Genomic DNA, 18,976 nt, shown 5'->3' with positions numbered 1-18,976 from the left:
TAGGCAAAGTTCAGCAGGCCTGCCGGGCCTGGCAGGCGAGTATGCGCCGTGAGGCGACGGCAGGAAAGCGCCGCACCCCCGGCGGCCGGTAAAGGCCGCCAGGGGCGTGGGCATCAGCTGTTGGAGTTGTCGATCTTGATGGTCGGGTCGGCGCCACTGATCAACGAGTTGATCGTGGTGTTCGACCAGTTCACGCCCTCGAGCTTGATGGTCACGTCAGCGTTGGCCAGGCCGCCGGCGGCATTGAGTTTGCCTTCGGTGCTGACCTGCAGGGTCGACTCACCGTTCACGGTGGTGATCTTAAGGAAGTTGTCGATGGTGCTGGCCTTCTCGCCCTGCAGCAGGTCGCGCAGGTCGAGGCGGTCGCCCTCGGTGGCCTTGAAGTCCTTGATCACGTCGTTGCCCAGGTCGCCGGCCTTCCACACGAAGGTGTCGGCACCGGTGCCACCGATGAGGATGTCATCACCCTTGCCACCGATCAGCACGTCGTTGCCAGCACCGCCAATGAGGATGTCGTTGCCTTCACCGCCCAGCAGCGTGTCGTTGCCGGTGCCGCCGAGCAGGATGTCGTTGCCCCGACCGCCGTCGATGTAGTCGTCGCCACCCTGGCCGAAGATGATGTCGTCGCCATCACCGCCCATCAGCGTGTCGTTGCCGTCGTTGCTGCGCGAGATATCGAACTCGGTGTAGTGCTCGGTCACGTACTTGTGCATTGCCCGTGCATCTACATCGCCCGCATCGACGCCCAGCTTGTTGGCGACATAACCGCGGATCGCATCGACACCGGTACCTGCGACCGAGTCGAAGGTGACCAGGTCACCGAAGATGATGTCGTTGCCGTCACCGCCGTTGACCGTATCGTTACCCGGCTGGGTGACCTCGGTGTGACCGAGGATGGCCTCGGCCAGCTTGCTCGGGTCGATGTTGGTCTGTGGCTTGCCATCGGTGTCGAACGGCTTGAGGTCATTGGCGTTGATATCGCTGTTCAGGCCGATGGCCTCGACCTGCGACAGCCCCGACAGCAGCTTGAAGGCGGCGGTCGAGTCGTTCAGGGTCGCGGTCGTGGTATCGGAGCCGTTACCGGCGCGGGAGGACAGCTCATAGCCACCGTTACCTTCGGCACGTACATCGCCGCTGGTGGTCACGCTCCAGCCGCCCCAGGAGTAGGTCTGGACGGTCAGCTTGCCGGTGCTGTCGATGGTTATGTAGTTGGTGTTGTTCAGGTACGTGGAAATCGTATTGCCTGGTTTCCAGTTGTTCGCCGTCAGGAAGCTGTCCAGCGTGGTGCTGGTGTTGCCCAGGGTCGGGTTGCCGCGCTCGCTGGTCTGGTAGTAGGTCGGCTTGCCGTCGGTGACGAAGAACGTCTGGTTGCTGCCGGTGTTGCCAGCATTCTGGAGGTTCTGGAACCAGTTGGCGGTGGTCTTGAAGGCGTCCTCGTAGTTGGTGCCGCCGTTGGAGTTCAGCGTCTTCAGGGCGTTGAGCAGGGTCTGCAGGCCGGCATCGTTGAGGGTCACCGAGACCGTGGATTTCACCTGGCTGGCGAAGTCCACGAGCAGGATGTTCACGGTACCGGACTGGTCGCCCTTGACGCTGGCAGCCAGGGTCTTGAACACCGACTCCAGCGACTGCTTCGCCGCATCCACGCCAGACGAGCCCATGCTCCCCGAGGTGTCGACGATGAAGGCGATGTTGTAGTTCTGACCTGGCACCACGTGCAGGCCGACCACGTCGGCGACGACGATATCGTTGCCATCGGTACCGGTGAAGTTGTCGCCTTCCGACGTCAGGTTGCTGGTGTTGTAGGTCTGCGGGTACACCGTGACCTTGATGGTGCCTTCGTTGGTCGCGGTGCTGCCGCCAACGCTTTCGGTGGACGTGGAGCTGACCTTCACATCGAATTGGCCGCTGTAGTAGGCCGGTGGCTTGATTGCCAGGCTGCCCAGGTTCCAGCCGGTGACGTCCACCGCGCTGCTGCCGACGGTGAAGCTATGGCCTGCGTTATCGCTGATCACCGAGCCCGCCGGGATGCCGCTGAGTTTCACGCTCAGGGTTTCCGAGCCGTCGGTGTCGGTCAGGTTGGTGTTGATGCCGACCAGCTTGACGGGGGCGCCATTCTCACGACCTTCGTTGAGCTTGTAGCCGTCGTAGTAACCCTGGCCGTTGCTGCCGTGCAGTTCGGAAACGGTCAGGCCGGCATTGGTCATCGCCCCGAGGTTCGGGTACATCGGGATGGTCGAGCTGTTCAGGTCGGTGACCGCGCCGTTGCCCACCTTGATGTTGATGTCCAGGCTGCCTGGGCCGGCCTGGTTGGCGTTGTAGATCTCCAGGGTGTAGTAGCCGCTGGTGGTCGGCGTGTAGCTGCCGGTGATGGCGCCACTGGCGTTGCCCCAGGTGCCGCTGGCGACGTTCTTGCCGCCGATCACGATCTGCAGGCTGTCGTCGGCCGTGCCGCTGAAGGTGTAGGTCTTGCCGGCTTCCAGATAGATCAGGCCGGAGGTCTTCGAGCCGGTGCCCGGGGTCACGGTGGCGGTGGTATCGACCGTGGTGACCTGCTCGCTCTTGCTGGCGTTGCCGGAGTTGGCGAACACGTTCTTGAGCTGGTCGCCGGTGATGCCGTTGCCGTTGTTGCCCAGGCCGTTGAGGCTGTTCCAGGTTTCCTTGGTCAGACCGATCGAGTTGACGTTGTTGTTGCCGATCGACAGGTCAGGCCTGTCGGCGACCGGCGTGATATCGACCTTCATGGTCACTTCGCTGCCGGTGTTGGTGCCATCGTTTGGCTTGTACTTGATCTGCGCGTAGTCGGCCTGCTTGTTGCCCACGCCGCTGCCACCATAGCCATCTGCGCCGGACTGGTTGGCCAGCGGCACGAACTTGAGCTTGCCGGCGGCGATGTCGGCCTGGCTGATGGTCTGGTTGAGCGACACGTCGACCCACGAAGTGCCGTTGAAGAACTTCAGGTTGCCCAGATCCGGCAGCTTGCTGATGGTCACGCCCAGGCCGGTGTTGCCATCGGCGTCGGTGACCTTGAAGTCGCCCCACTGGAACACGTAGTCGGTGTCTTCGGTGCCAGTCACGGCGCCGCCTGGCGATACCGGCATGTGGTCGTTGTCGATGATCGTGGTGGTGACGCTCGACTTGCTCGGGTTGACCTGCAGGTTTTCGAAGCCGCCGCCGCTGACACCGCTGATCTGGACGGTGAAGTTCTCCGAGCCCTCGACGAGTTGGTCATCAATGGTCTTGATGTCGAAGGTGGCGGTGCTGCTGCCAGCCGGGATCTTCACGGTGACCACGCCGGTGTAGTCCTGGCCGTTGGTGGCGGTGCCACTGTAGCTCAGGGTGACAGTGACCTCGGTCTTGGACGGATTGGTCAGGGTCAGGGTGTAGTGCGCGGTGTCGCCTTCGGTCACCGACGTGTCGCCGCTGATGCCCACGGTGGTCAGGTCGCCCTGGCCGCTCGGCTCGTCGGTGACGGTGGTGGTGACGGTATTGCTGCCAAGGGTCAGCTTCTCGAAGTTGTCGCCGCCGGTGACCGATTCGATCTTGTTGACGATCGGTGCCTGGCCGCCGACATAGACGTCGTCCTTGGCGGTGATGGTGAAGGTGCCAGTGGCGCTGCCAGCCGGCACGGTGACCTTGGTGCCGTCGCTGAGGGTGAATACCAGGCCGCTGTGGCCGGTGACCGACAGGCCCTGGGCGTTGGTCAGGGTGACGGTGTAGGTGACCTGGCCGCCTTCGGTGACAGTGGTCTTGTCGGCGCTGAGGGTAGCGACCACTTCGCTGATGGTGTCAGCGATCTGCACGGTGGCCGAACCACCGAGCTCCAGATTCTCGAAGGTCTTGCCCGGAACGGTGGCGTCGCTGATGCCCACGGTCAGGGAACCCGAGTCTTTGAAGACGTCATCGCCCTGGGCTGGCGCCTTGTATTCGACCTGCGTCTGGCCCGCAGCGATAGTGACCTTGTCGCCATTGCTCAGGGTAACGGTCAGCGGACGATCCAGCGGCTGGTTCACTTTGACGGTGAACGACGGCTGCTGGTCTTCGGTGACATTGCCGTTGCTGACGATGGTGACCGAGACCTTGTCGCCCTGGTTGCCGGAGCCCGGCGTGCCCACACCAGGTTCGTCGGTGACGGAGGTAGTGACGGTGTTGCTGCCGAGGGTCAGTTTCTCGAAGTTGTCGCCACCGGTGACGGACTCGATCTTGTTGACGATGTTCGGCTGGCCACCGACGTACACGTCGTCTTTCGCGGTGATGGTGAAGGTGCCAGTGGCGCTGCCAGCCGGCACGGTGACTTTGGTGCCGTCGCTCAGGGTGAACACCAAGCCGTTGTGGCCGGTAACCGACAGGCCCTGGGCGTTGGTCAGGGTGACGGTGTAGGTCACCTGGCCGCCTTCGGTGACGGTGGTCTTGTCGGCGCTGAGGGTCGCGACTACTTCGCTGATGGTGTCAGCGATCTGCACGGTGGCCGAGCCACCGAGTTCGAGGTTCTCGAAGGTCTTGCCCGGAACGGTGGCATCACTGATGCCCACCGTGAGCGAACCTGCATCCTTGAAGACGTCATCGCCCTGGGCTGGCGCCTTGTATTCGACCTGCGTCTGGCCCGCGGCGATGGTGACCTTGTCGCCATTGCTCAGGGTGACAGTCAGCGGACGATCCAGCGGCTGGTTCACTTTGACGGTGAACGACGGCTGCTGATCTTCGGTGACGTTGCCATTGCTGACGATGGTGACCGAGACCTTGTCGCCCTGGTTACCCGAGCCCGGCGTGCCCACACCAGGTTCGTCGGTGACGGTGGTGGTGACGGTATTGCTGCCGAGGGTCAGCTTCTCGAAGTTGTCGCCACCGGTGACCGATTCGATCTTGTTGACGATGTTCGGCTGGCCACCGACGTAGACGTCGTCTTTCGCGGTGATGGTGAAGGTGCCAGTGGCGCTGCCAGCCGGAACGGTGACTTTGGTGCCATCGCTCAGGGTGAACACCAGGCCGCCATGACCGGTAACCGACAGGCCCTGGGCGTTGGTCAGGGTGACGGTGTAGGTGACCTGGCCACCTTCGGTGACGGTGGTCTTGTCGGCGGACAGCGTTGCAACGACTTCGCTGATGGTGTCAGCGATCTGCACGGTCGCCGAACCACCCAGTTCGAGGTTCTCGAAGGTCTTGCCCGGAACGGTGGCGTCGCTGATGCCAACGGTGAGCGAGCCGGAATCCTTGAAGACGTCATCGCCCTGGGCTGGAGCCTTGTACTCGATCTGAGTCTGGCCCGCGGCGATGGTGACTTTGTCGCCATTGCTCAGAGTGACAGTCAGCGGACGGTCCAGCGGCTGGTTCACTTTGACGGTGAACGACGGTTGCTGATCTTCAGTGACGTTGCCGTTGCTGACGATGGTGACCGAGACCTTGTCGCCCTGGTTGCCGGAGCCTGGCGTGCCCACACCAGGTTCGTCGGTGACGGAGGTGGTGACGGTGTTGCTGCCGAGGGTCAGCTTCTCGAAGTTGTCGCCACCGGTGACGGACTCGATCTTGTTGACGATGTTCGGCTGGCCGCCGACGTAGACGTCGTCCTTGGCGGTGATGGTGAAAGTGCCAGTAGCACTGCCCGCCGGAACGGTGACTTTGGTGCCGTCGCTAAGGGTGAACACCAGGCCGCCGTGGCCGGTAACCGACAGACCTTGGGCGTTGGTCAGGGTGACGGTGTAGGTCACCTGGCCGCCTTCGCTGACGGTGGTCTTGTCAGCAGACAGCGTTGCAACGACTTCGCTGATGGTGTCGGTGATCTGCACGGTGGCCGAACCACCGAGTTCAAGGTTTTCGAAGGTTTTGCCCGGAACGGTTGCGTCGCTGATGCCAACGGTGAGCGAACCGGAATCCTTGAAGACGTCATCACCCTGGGCCGGTGCCTTGTACTCGACCTGAGTCTGGCCTGCGGCGATGGTGACTTTGTCGCCATTGCTCAGGGTGACAGTCAGCGGACGATCCAGCGGTTGGTTCACTTTGACGGTGAACGACGGCTGCTGATCTTCGGTGACGTTGCCATTGCTGACGATGGTGACCGAGACCTTGTCGCCCTGGTTACCCGAGCCCGGCGTGCCCACACCAGGTTCGTCGGTGACGGTGGTGGTGACGGTATTGCTGCCGAGGGTCAGTTTCTCGAAGTTATCTGCGCCGGTGACCGACTCCAGCTTGTTGACCAGCGAAGGCTGGCCGCCAACATACACGTCATCCTTGGCGGTGACGGTAATCGAGCCGGTCTTCTGACCGGCTGCCACGGTGATCTTGGTACCGTCGCTGAGGGTGAACACCAGGCCGCCGTGGGCAATGACCGGGAAGGCCGGGGGGCTGACCAGCGTCACGGTGTAGGTCACCTGGCCGCCTTCGGCGACGGTGCTCTTGTCCACGGACAGGTTGGCGAATACCTCGGTGATGGTGTCGCTGATCTGCACGGTCGCCGAACCGCCGATCTCGAGGTTCTCGAAGGTCTTGCCTGGGACGGTGGCGTCGCTGATGCCCACGGTCAGGGAACCCGAGTCTTTGAAGACGTCATCGCCCTGGGCTGGCGCCTTGTATTCGACCTGCGTCTGGCCCGCGGCGATGGTGACCTTGTCACCATTGCTCAGGGTGACGGTGAGCGGACGATCCAGCGGCTGGTTCACTTTGACGGTGAACGACGGCTGCTGGGCTTCGTTCACATCGCCATTGCTGACGATGGTGACCGAGACCTTGTCGCCTTGGTTACCTGCACCCGGGGTGCCGGTGCCGGGCTCGTCGGTGACAGAGGTGGTGACAGTATTGCTGCCGAGGGTCAGCTTCTCGAAGTTGTCGCCGCCGGTGACGGACTCGATCTTGTTGACGATGTTCGGCTGGCCACCGACGTAGACGTCGTCTTTCGCGGTGATGGTGAAGGTGCCAGTGGCGCTGCCAGCCGGAACGGTGACTTTGGTGCCATCGCTCAGGGTGAACACCAGGCCGCCGTGGCCGGTAACCGACAGGCCCTGGGCGTTGGTCAGGGTGACAGTGTAGGTGACCTGGCCACCTTCGCTGACGGTGGTTTTGTCGGCGCTGAGGGTCGCGACTACTTCGCTGATGGTGTCAGCGATCTGCACGGTGGCCGAACCACCGAGCTCCAGGTTTTCGAAGGTCTTGCCTGGAACGGTGGCGTCACTGATGCCCACGGTCAGGGAGCCCGAGTCTTTGAAGACATCATCGCCCTGGGCCGGTGCCTTGTATTCAACTTGGGTCTGGCCTGCAGCGATGGTGACCTTGTCGCCATTGCTCAAGGTGACGGTCAGCGGACGATCCAACGGCTGGTTCACTTTGACAGTGAACGACGGCTGCTGATCTTCGGTAACGTTGCCATTGCTGACGATGGTGACGGAAACCTTGTCGCCTTCGTTGCCAGTACCCGGAGTACCAGTGCCCGGTTCATCGGTGACGTCAGTTTTCACTTCGCCCTGACTCAAGGTCAGTTTTTCGAAGTTGTCGGCGCCAGTGACGGACTCCAGCTTGTTCACGATCGATGGCTGACCGCCAACGTACACGTCGTCCGGTGCGTGGATGGTGATGGTGCCGGTGGCGCTGCCAGCCGGAACGGTCACTTTGGTGCCATCCGAAAGAGTGAAGGTCAGGCCGCCGTGGCCTTTGACATCCAGACCTTGGGCGTTGGTCAGGGTAACGGTGTAAGTGATCTCGCCGCCTTCGGACACGGTGGTCTTGTCAGCGGTGAGAGTTGCGACAACTTCGCTTTCGGTGTCGGCGATTTGAACAGTCGCCGAGCCACCCAGTTCGAGGTTTTCGAAAGTCTTGCCCGGTACGGTGGCATCGGTGATGCCGACAGTGAGCGAACCGGAATCCTTGAAGACGTCATCACCTTGTGCCGGTGCCTTGTACTCAACCTGAGTCTGGCCGGCCGCGATGGTGACTTTGTCGCCATTGCTCAAGGTAACGGTAAGCGGACGGTCCAGCGGTTGGCTCACTTTGACAGTGAACGACGGCTGCTGGTCTTCAGTGACATTGCCGTTGCTGACGATGGTGACGGAGACCTTGTCGCCTTCGTTGCCAGTACCCGGAGTGCCAGTGCCTGGCTCGTCTGTCACCGTGGTGGTGACGGTGTTGTCGCCGAGGGTCAGCTTCTCGAAGTTGTCGCCGCCGGTGACGGACTCGATCTTGTTGACGATGTTCGGCTGGCCACCGACGTAGACGTCGTCCTTGGCGGTGATGGTGAAGGTGCCAGTAGCACTGCCCGCCGGAACGGTAACCTTGGTGCCATCGCTCAGGGTGAATACCAGACCGCCATGGCCGGTGACAGACAGACCTTGGGCGTTGGTCAGTGTAACGGTGTAGGTCACCTGACCGCCTTCGCTGACGGTGGTCTTGTCGGCGCTGAGGGTGGCGACTACTTCGCTGATGGTGTCAGCGATCTGAACGGTCGCCGAACCACCCAGTTCAAGGTTCTCGAAGGTCTTGCCCGGAACGGTGGCGTCACTGATGCCCACGGTCAGGGAGCCCGAGTCTTTGAAGACATCATCGCCCTGGGCCGGTGCCTTGTATTCAACTTGGGTCTGGCCCGCAGCGATGGTGACTTTGTCGCCATTGCTCAAGGTAACGGTCAGCGGACGGTCCAGTGGCTGGTTCACTTTGACGGTGAACGACGGCTGCTGATCTTCGGTGACATTGCCGTTGCTGACGATGGTGACGGAGACCTTGTCGCCTTCGTTGCCGGTGCCCGGAGTACCAGTGCCCGGTTCATCGGTGACGTCAGTTTTCACTTCGCCCTGACCCAAGGTCAGTTTTTCGAAGTTGTCGGCGCCAGTGACGGACTCCAGCTTGTTCACGATTGCTGGCTGGCCACCGACGTACACGTCGTCCGGTGCGTGGATGGTGATGGTGCCGGTAGCGCTGCCAGCCGGAACGGTGACTTTGGTGCCGTCGCTGAGGGTGAAGACCAGGCCGTTATGGCCAGTAACCGACAGACCTTGGGCGTTAGTCAGGGTGACGGTGTAGGTGATCTCGCCGCCTTCGCTGACAGTCGTTTTGTCTGCAGTCAGGGTGGCGACAACCTCGCTTTCGGTGTCGGCGATCTGCACGGTGGCCGAACCGCCGAGCTCCAGATTCTCGAAGGTCTTACCTGGAACACTGGCGTCGCTGATGCCAACGGTAAGCGAACCGGAGTCCTTAAAGACGTCATCGCCTTGAGCCGGGGCTTTGTACTCAACCTGGGTCTGGCCCGCAGCGATGGTGACTTTGTCGCCATTGCTCAAGGTAACGGTCAGCGGACGATCCAGCGGCTGGTTCACTTTGACAGTGAAGCTTGGCTGCTGGTCTTCGGTGACATTGCCATTGCTGACGATGGTGACGGAAACCTTGTCGCCTTCGTTGCCGGTGCCCGGAGTACCAGTACCTGGCTCGTCCGTAACGGTGGTGGTGACGGAGTTGTCGCCGAGGGTCAGCTTCTCGAAGTTATCTGCGCCAGTAACGCCTTCCAGCTTGTTCACGATTGCTGGCTGGCCACCGACGTACACGTCGTCCGGTGCGTGGATGGTGATGGTGCCGGTGGCGCTGCCAGCCGGGACAGTAACCTTGGTGCCATCCGAAAGAGTGAAGGTCAGACCGCCATGACCTTTGACGTCCAAGCCTTGGGCGTTGGTCAGGGTAACGGTGTAAGTGATCTCGCCGCCTTCGGACACAGTGGTCTTGTCAGCGGTCAGAGTCGCGATCACTTCACTTTCGGTATCAGCGATCTGAACGGTAGCCGAGCCGCCGAGCTCGAGATTTTCGAAAGTCTTACCTGGAACACTGGCGTCGCTGATCCCAATGGTGAGCGACCCGGAATCCTTGAAGACGTCATCTCCCTGGGCCGGGGCTTTGTACTCGACCTGGGTCTGGCCCGCAGCGATGGTGACCTTGTCGCCGTTGCTCAAGGTGACAGTCAGCGGACGATCCAGCGGCTGGTTCACTTTTACGGTGAACGACGGCTGCTGATCTTCGGTGACATTGCCGTTGCTGACGATGGTGACGGAGACCTTGTCGCCTTCGTTGCCGGTGCCTGGAGTACCAGTGCCTGGCTCATCGGTGACGTCAGTTTTCACTTCGCCCTGACCCAGAGTCAGTTTCTCGAAGTTATCCGCGCCAGTGACGCCTTCGAGTTTGTTGACGATAGAAGGCTGACCGCCGACGTACACGTCGTCCGGTGCGTGGATGGTGATGGTGCCGGTAGCGCTGCCTGCCGGAACGGTGACTTTGGTGCCGTCGCTGAGCGTGAACACCAAGCCGTTATGGCCGGTAACCGACAGACCTTGGGCGTTGGTCAGCGTGACGGTATAGGTGATATCGCCGCCTTCGCTGACGGTCGTTTTGTCTGCAGTCAGGGTGGCGACAACTTCACTTTCGGTGTCAGCGATCTGAACAGTTGCCGAACCACCGAGCTCGAGGTTTTCGAAGGTCTTGCCCGGTACGGTGGCATCGGTGATGCCAACAGTCAGAGAACCCGAGTCTTTGAAGACATCATCGCCCTGGGCCGATGCCTTGTATTCAACTTGGGTCTGGCCCGCAGCGATGGTGACCTTGTCGCCATTGCTCAAGGTGACGGTCAGCGGACGATCCAACGGCTGGTTCACTTTGACAGTGAACGACGGCTGCTGATCTTCGGTAACGTTGCCATTGCTGACGATGGTGACGGAAACCTTGTCGCCTTCGTTGCCAGTACCCGGAGTACCAGTGCCCGGTTCATCGGTGACGTCAGTTTTCACTTCGCCCTGACCCAGAGTCAGTTTCTCGAAGTTATCCGCGCCAGTGACGCCTTCGAGTTTGTTGACGATAGAAGGCTGACCGCCGACGTACACGTCGTCCGGTGCGTGGATGGTGATGGTGCCGGTAGCGCTGCCTGCCGGAACGGTGACTTTGGTGCCGTCGCTGAGCGTGAACACCAAGCCGTTATGGCCGGTAACCGACAGACCTTGGGCGTTGGTCAGGGTAACGGTGTAAGTGATCTCGCCGCCTTCGGCCACGGTGGTCTTGTCAGCGGTCAGGGTTGCGACGACTTCGCTTTCGGTATCGGCGATCTGCACGGTGGCCGAACCACCGAGCTCGAGGTTTTCGAAGGTCTTGCCCGGTACGGTGGCATCGGTGATGCCAACAGTCAGAGAACCCGAATCCTTGAAAACGTCATCGCCTTGAGCTGGGGCTTTGTACTCAACTTGGGTCTGGCCCGCAGCGATGGTGACTTTGTCGCCATTGCTCAAGGTAACGGTGAGCGGACGATCCAGTGGCTGGTTCACTTTGACAGTGAAGCTTGGCTGCTGGTCTTCGGTGACATTGCCATTGCTGACGATGGTGACGGAAACCTTGTCGCCTTCGTTGCCGGTGCCCGGAGTGCCAGTGCCCGGCTCGTCAGTCACAGTAGTGGTGACGGTACCGTCACCCAGCGTCAGTTTCTCGAAGTTATCACCACCGGTGACCGATTCGATCTTGTTGACGATGTTTGGCTGACCGCCGACGTAGACGTCGTCAGGGGCATGGATGGTGATGGTGCCGGTGGCGCTGCCCGCCGGAACGGTAACTTTTGTGCCGTCCGAGAGCGTGAAGACCAGGCCATTGTGGCCTTTGACGTCCAGACCCTGGGCATTGGTCAGCGTAACGGTATAGGTGATCTCGCCGCCCTCGGACACAGTGGTCTTGTCGGCGGTAAGGGTGGCGACAACCTCACTTTCGGTATCAGCGATCTGCACGGTAGCCGAGCCGCCGAGCTCGAGGTTCTCGAAGGTCTTGCCTGGGACGGTGGCATCGGTGATGCCAACGGTGAGCGAACCTGCATCCTTGAAGACGTCATCGCCCTGAGCTGGAGCTTTGTACTCAACCTGGGTCTGGCCCGCAGCGATGGTGACCTTGTCGCCATTGCTCAGGGTGACGGTGAGCGGACGATCCAGCGGCTGGTTCACTTTGACAGTGAAGCTTGGCTGCTGGTCTTCGGTGACATTGCCATTGCTGACGATGGTGACGGAAACCTTGTCGCCTTCGTTGCCAGTACCCGGGGTGCCGGTACCTGGCTCGTCAGTCACTGTGGTGGTGACGGAGTTGTCGCCGAGGGTCAGTTTCTCGAAGTTATCCGCGCCAGTGACACCTTCCAGCTTGTTGATGATCGACGGTTGACCGCCAACGTAAACGTCGTCCGGGGCATGGATAGTGATAGTGCCGGTGGCGCTGCCCGCCGGAATGGTCACTTTGGTGCCGTCGCTGAGGGTGAAGACCAGGCCGTTATGGCCAGTAACCGACAGACCTTGGGAGTTGGTCAGGGTGACGGTGTAAGTGATCTCGCCGCCTTCAGACACAGTGGTCTTGTCTGCGGTCAGGGTCGCGACCACTTCACTTTCGGTGTCAGCGATTTGAACAGTTGCCGAGCCACCCAGCTCCAGGTTCTCGAAGGTCTTGCCTGGGACGGTGGCATCGGTGATGCCGACAGTCAGAGAGCCCGAGTCCTTGAAGACGTCGTCGCCCTGGGCTGGCGCCTTGTACTCAACCTGCGTCTGGCCCGCAGCGATGGTGACCTTGTCGCCATTGCTCAGAGTGACGGTGAGCGGACGATCCAGCGGTTGGCTCACTTTGACAGTGAACGACGGCTGCTGGTCTTCAGTGACGTTGCCATTGCTGACGATGGTGACGGAAACCTTGTCGCCTTCGTTGCCGGTGCCCGGGGTGCCGGTACCTGGCTCGTCAGTCACTGTGGTGGTGACGGAGTTGTCGCCGAGGGTCAGTTTCTCGAAGTTATCCGCGCCAGTGACACCTTCCAGCTTGTTGATGATCGACGGTTGACCGCCAACGTAAACGTCGTCCGGGGCATGGATAGTGATGGTGCCGGTGGCGCTGCCCGCCGGAATGGTCACTTTGGTGCCGTCGCTGAGGGTGAAGACCAGGCCGTTATGGCCAGTAACCGACAGACCTTGGGAGTTGGTCAGGGTGACGGTGTAAGTGATCTCGCCGCCTTCAGACACAGTGGTCTTGTCTGCAGTCAGGGTGGCGACAACTTCACTTTCGGTGTCAGCGATCTGAACAGTTGCCGAACCACCGAGCTCGAGGTTTTCGAAGGTCTTGCCCGGAACGGTGGCATCGGTGATGCCAACAGTCAGAGAACCCGAATCCTTGAAGACGTCATCGCCTTGGGCTGGGGCTTTGTACTCAACTTGGGTCTGGCCGGCAGCGATGGTGACCTTGTCGCCATTGCTCAAGGTGACGGTCAGCGGACGGTCCAGTGGCTGGTTCACTTTGACGGTGAACGACGGCTGCTGATCTTCGGTGACATTGCCATTGCTGACGATGGTGACAGAGACTTTGTCGCCTTCGTTGCCGGTGCCTGGAGTACCAGTGCCCGGTTCATCGGTGACGTCAGTTTTCACTTCGCCCTGACCCAAGGTCAGTTTTTCGAAGTTGTCGGCACCAGTGACCGATTCCAGCTTATTCACGATGCTTGGCTGGCCGCCAACGTACACGTCGTCAGGTGCATGAATGGTGATGGTGCCGGTAGAACTGCCTGCTGGAACGGTGACTTTTGTGCCGTCCGAGAGGGTGAATACCAAACCGCCATGACCTTTGACGTCCAAGCCTTGGGCGTTGGTCAGAGTAACGGTGTAAGTGATCTCGCCGCCTTCGGACACAGTGGTCTTGTCAGCGGTCAGAGTCGCGATCACTTCACTTTCGGTATCAGCAATCTGAACGGTAGCCGAGCCGCCGAGCTCGAGATTTTCGAAAGTCTTACCTGGAACACTGGCGTCGCTGATCCCAATGGTGAGCGACCCGGAATCCTTGAAGACGTCATCTCCCTGGGCTGGCGCCTTGTATTCGACCTGCGTCTGGCCCGCGGCGATGGTGACCTTGTCACCATTGCTCAGGGTGACGGTGAGCGGACGATCCAGCGGCTGGTTCACTTTGACGGTGAACGACGGCTGCTGGGCTTCGTTCACATCGCCATTGCTGACGATGGTGACCGAGACCTTGTCGCCTTCGTTGCCAGTGCCCGGAGTGCCAGTGCCAGGCTCGTCAGTCACGGTGGTGGTGACGGTGCCGTCACCCAGCGTCAGTTTCTCGAAGTTATCTGCGCCAGTGACCGACTCCAGTTTGTTCACGATCGATGGCTGACCGCCAACGTACACGTCGTCCGGTGCGTGGATGGTGATAGTGCCGGTGGCGCTGCCAGCCGGAACGGTCACTTTGGTGCCATCCGAAAGAGTGAAGGTCAGACCACCGTGGCCTTTGACATCCAGACCTTGGGCGTTGGTCAGGGTAACGGTGTAAGTGATCTCGCCGCCTTCGCTGACAGTGGTTTTGTCTGCAGTCAGGGTGGCGACAACTTCACTTTCGGTATCGGCGATCTGAACGGTGGCCGAACCACCGAGCTCCAGGTTTTCGAAGGTCTTGCCCGGAACGGTGGCGTCACTGATGCCCACGGTCAGGGAGCCCGAGTCTTTGAAGACATCATCGCCCTGGGCCGGTGCCTTGTATTCAACTTGGGTTTGGCCCGCAGCGATGGTGACCTTGTCGCCATTGCTCAGGGTAACGGTGAGCGGACGATCCAGCGGCTGGTTCACTTTGACAGTGAACGACGGCTGCTGATCTTCGGTGACATTGCCGTTGCTAACGATGGTGACGGAGACCTTGTCGCCTTCGTTACCGGTGCCCGGAGTACCAGTGCCTGGCTCATCGGTGACGTCAGTTTTCACTTCGCCCTGACCCAGAGTCAGTTTCTCGAAGTTATCCGCGCCGGTAACACCTTCCAGCTTGTTGATGATCGATGGCTGGCCGCCAACGTAGACGTCGTCCGGCGCATGGATGGTGATAGTCCCGGTGGCGCTGCCAGCCGGAACGGTGACTTTGGTGCCGTCGCTGAGGGTGAAGACCAGGCCGTTATGGCCGGTAACCGAGAGACCTTGGGCGTTGGTCAGGGTAACGGTATAGGTGATCTCGCCGCCTTCGCTGACAGTCGTTTTGTCAGCAGTCAGGGTCGCGACAACTTCACTTTCGGTATCGGCGATCTGAACAGTTGCGGAGCTTCCCAGCTCAAGGTTTTCGAAGGTTTTGCCCGGAACACTGGCATCGGTCACGCCAATGGTGAGCGAACCGGAATCCTTGAAGACGTCATCGCCTTGAGCTGGAGCCTTGTACTCAACCTGCGTCTGGCCCGCAGCGATGGTGACCTTGTCGCCATTGCTCAGAGTGACGGTGAGCGGACGATCCAGTGGCTGGTTCACTTTTACGGTGAACGACGGCTGCTGATCTTCGGTGACATTGCCATTGCTGACGATGGTGACGGAGACCTTGTCGCCTTCGTTGCCAGTGCCCGGAGTGCCAGTGCCCGGCTCATCGGTGACATCGGTTTTCACTTCGCCCTGACCCAGAGTCAGTTTTTCGAAGTTATCGGCACCAGTGACCGATTCCAGCTTGTTGATAATCGACGGCTGACCGCCGACGTACACGTCGTCCGGTGCGTGGATGGTGATGGTGCCGGTAGCGCTGCCAGCCGGAACGGTCACCTTGGTGCCATCCGACAGAGTGAAGGTCAGGCCGCCATGGCCTTTGACGTCAAGGCCCTGGGCGTTGGTCAGGGCAACGGTATAGGTGATCTCGCCACCTTCAGACACGGTGGTTTTGTCAGCAGTCAGCGTCGCGACAACTTCACTTTCGGTGTCAGCGATTTGAACAGTTGCCGAACCGCCCAGCTCGAGATTCTCGAAGGTCTTGCCTGGGACGGTGGCGTCACTGATGCCCACGGTCAGGGAACCCGAGTCTTTGAAGACATCATCGCCCTGGGCCGGTGCCTTGTATTCAACTTGGGTCTGGCCCGCCGCGATGGTGACCTTGTCGCCATTGCTCAAGGTAACGGTGAGCGGACGATCCAGCGGCTGGTTCACTTTTACGGTGAACGACGGCTGCTGATCTTCGGTGACGTTGCCATTGCTGACGATGGTGACCGAAACCTTGTCGCCTTCGTTGCCAGTACCCGGAGTGCCAGTGCCCGGCTCATCGGTGACATCGGTTTTCACTTCGCCCTGACCCAGAGTCAGTTTTTCGAAGTTATCGGCACCAGTGACCGATTCCAGCTTGTTGATAATCGACGGCTGACCGCCGACGTACACGTCGTCCGGTGCGTGGATGGTGATGGCGCCGGTAGCGCTGCCAGCCGGAACGGTCACTTTGGTGCCGTCGCTGAGGGTGAAGACCAGGCCGTTATGGCCAGTAACCGACAGACCTTGGGCATTGGTCAGGGTAACGGTATAGGTGATCTCACCGCCTTCGCTGACGGTGGTCTTGTCAGCAGTCAGGGTGGCGACAACCTCACTTTCGGTGTCGGCAATTTGAACAGTTGCGGAGCTTCCCAGCTCGAGGTTTTCGAAGGTTTTTCCTGGAACACTGGCATCGGTCACGCCAATGGTGAGCGAACCGGAATCCTTGAAGACGTCATCGCCTTGAGCTGGAGCCTTGTACTCAACCTGAGTCTGACCCGCAGCGATGGTGACCTTGTCGCCATTGCTCAGAGTGACGGTGAGCGGACGATCCAGCGGCTGGTTCACTTTGACGGTGAACGACGGCTGCTGATCTTCGGTGACATTGCCATTGCTGACGATGGTGACCGAAACCTTGTCGCCTTCGTTGCCAGTGCCGGGAGTGCCAGTGCCTGGCTCATCGGTGACGTCAGTTTTCACTTCGCCCTGACCCAAGGTCAGTTTTTCGAAGTTATCCGCACCAGTGACACCTTCCAGCTTGTTCACGATCGCTGGCTGGCCGCCAACATAGACGTCGTCCGGAGCAGTGATAGTGACCGTGCCGGTAGCACTGCCCGCCGGGATGGTGACTTTGGTGCCATCCGAAAGGGTGAAGGTCAGGCCGCCATGGCCAGTGACATCCAGGCCCTGACCATTGGTCAGGGTGACGGTGTAGGTGATCTGGCCGCCTTCGGACACGGTGGTCTTGTCGGCAGTCAGGGTCGCGACGACTTCGCTCTCGGTGTCGCTGATCTGGACGGTGGCCGCACCACCAAGCTTCAGATCCTCGAACGTCTTGCCCGGTACGCTGGCGTCGGTCACGCCCAAGGTCACGGAGCCCGCGTCCTTGAATACGTCGTCACCCTGCGCCGGCAGGCTGTAGGTGGCCTGGGTCTGGCCTGCGGTGATGGTAACTTTGTCGCCATTGCTCAGGGTCACGGTCAGGTCGTGGTCGAGCTTCTGGCTCACGGAGACGGTGAAGGTCGGCTGTTGGGCTTCAGTCACGTTACCGTTGCTGGCAATGCTGACAGTCACGGTATCGATGCTGTCGCTGACCACGGTCTGTGCCGGGGTCGGGTTGGGCACCAGGTTCTCGAAGTTGCCGCCGGTGGCGCCGGTAATGGTGGTGCTGACCGTGCTGCCATTGACGAAGACGTCGTTGGCTGGGGTCTGGAAGTCGACCGAGCCACTGGTCTTGCCGGCTTCGACGGTGACGGTCTGGCCGTTGGACAGGGTGACGGTGACCGGCGTCTGTGCCGGGTTGGTCAAGGTTACGGTGTAGGTGATCACGCCGCCTTCGGTGACGCTTGGCGAAGCGGTCAAGGTGGCGGTGGTGGTGTCGACCGAGTCGTTGATCACGGTCTGTGCCGGAGTCGGGTTCGGCACCAGGTTCTCGAAGTTGCCGCCGGTGGCGCCGGTGATGGTGGTGCTGACCGTGCTGCCATTGTTGTAGACGTCGTTGGGCGGGGTCTGGAAATCGACCGAGCCGCTGGACTTGCCAGCCTCGACGGTGATCGTCTGGCCGTTGGACAGGGTGACGGTGACCGGCGTCTGCGCCGGGTTGGTCAGGGTCACGGTGTAGGTGATCACGCCGCCTTCGGTGACGCTTGGCGAAGCGGTCAGGGTGGCGGTGGTGGTATCGATCGTGTCGGTGATCTGGGTCACCGCAGGCGTCGGGTTCGGCGTAACGATCAGGCCATTGCCACCGGTGGTACCGGTGATGGTGGTGGAAATCTGGCCACCATCGATGTACGGCGTGTCATTGGCAGGAATGTTGACGTTGACCGAGCCGCTGGTCTGGCCAGCCGGAATCACGATCACCGCGCCGTTGGACAGGGTGACGGTCAGGTTGCTCTGCGGCGCCTGGCCAACCGTGGCGGTATAGACGATGACGCCGCCCGCTTCGCTGATCGAAGGGGTGGCGCTCAGGCTCAGGCCGGTTGGAATGGGATTGTTGTTGGTGGTGGTGTCGTTGTTGCTATCCAGCCCACCGACTTCTTCGTTTGCCAGGCCTGCGGCGAAGCCCAGGGGGCCGGTGGGGAAGCCGATGCTCGGGTCGACAACGCCTGCGGTTTCTTCCAGCAGCACGAAGCTGTGGCCACCACCGACCGAACCACCGCCTGCGGCAGCAGGGCCGGCAGCGGGCGCTTCCAGCTCGGTGGTCGGGTCGACGCCGGAGGCGATGGCCTGTTGCAGCTCTTCGATCGAGGGTGCGGCCTGCGCAGTGGCCTGGGCCAGGTCGGTGCTGCTGTCGGGCGCATCGGCGCTCCATTGAGAGTCGCGGCCCAGGTCGAGCATGCGACCGTCGGCCAATTCCAGGGTCACGGCGCCGCCCGGGCCGGTAAGGACTTCCTCGCCTGCGAACAGGCGGTCGCCTTCGATCAGCACGCGCTTGATGCCTTCCGGGGATACTGCGATGACTTGGCCAACAATGCTTTTGACGATGGCAACGACAGTGCTCATGGAACTCTCCGGGATGTGTCTCAATTGGCTTCCGGCCGGCGTGCGAACCTGCTTCCGCTGGAATGTTACAAAAATGATTTGACGCCTTTATGTGTCAATTTTCTGTCAATAATTTTCGGCTATTAAGTTTATGCCAAAGTATTGACCTTCGTCTCGCCATCCTAAACAATCGGCAAACTAATGTCACATTGATATTTGGGTAAAAGCCTCTTCCTTTCGTATTAATTACGTACAGTCTCGCAAGCTCGCCAATCGTTCAGTTTCGGCCGCTA

At 60.6% G+C, this 18,976-nt stretch carries 1 protein-coding gene; it reads right to left on the bottom strand.

The features are described 5' to 3' along the window. Window positions 1–113: 113 nt before the first annotated feature. Window positions 114–18,704, bottom strand: coding sequence for a retention module-containing protein (locus tag ACK3BK_RS24735; protein ID WP_411383494.1), 18,591 nt, complete (start codon window positions 18,702–18,704; stop codon window positions 114–116). Between the last annotated feature and the right edge of the window lie 272 nt (window positions 18,705–18,976).

This window comes from Pseudomonas sp. L7 (genome assembly GCF_046605565.1).
Classification (GTDB): domain Bacteria; phylum Pseudomonadota; class Gammaproteobacteria; order Pseudomonadales; family Pseudomonadaceae; genus Aquipseudomonas; species Aquipseudomonas wayambapalatensis.
The sequence above is the reverse complement of the archived record's forward strand: the minus strand, read 5'-3'. Positions and strand labels throughout refer to the sequence as shown.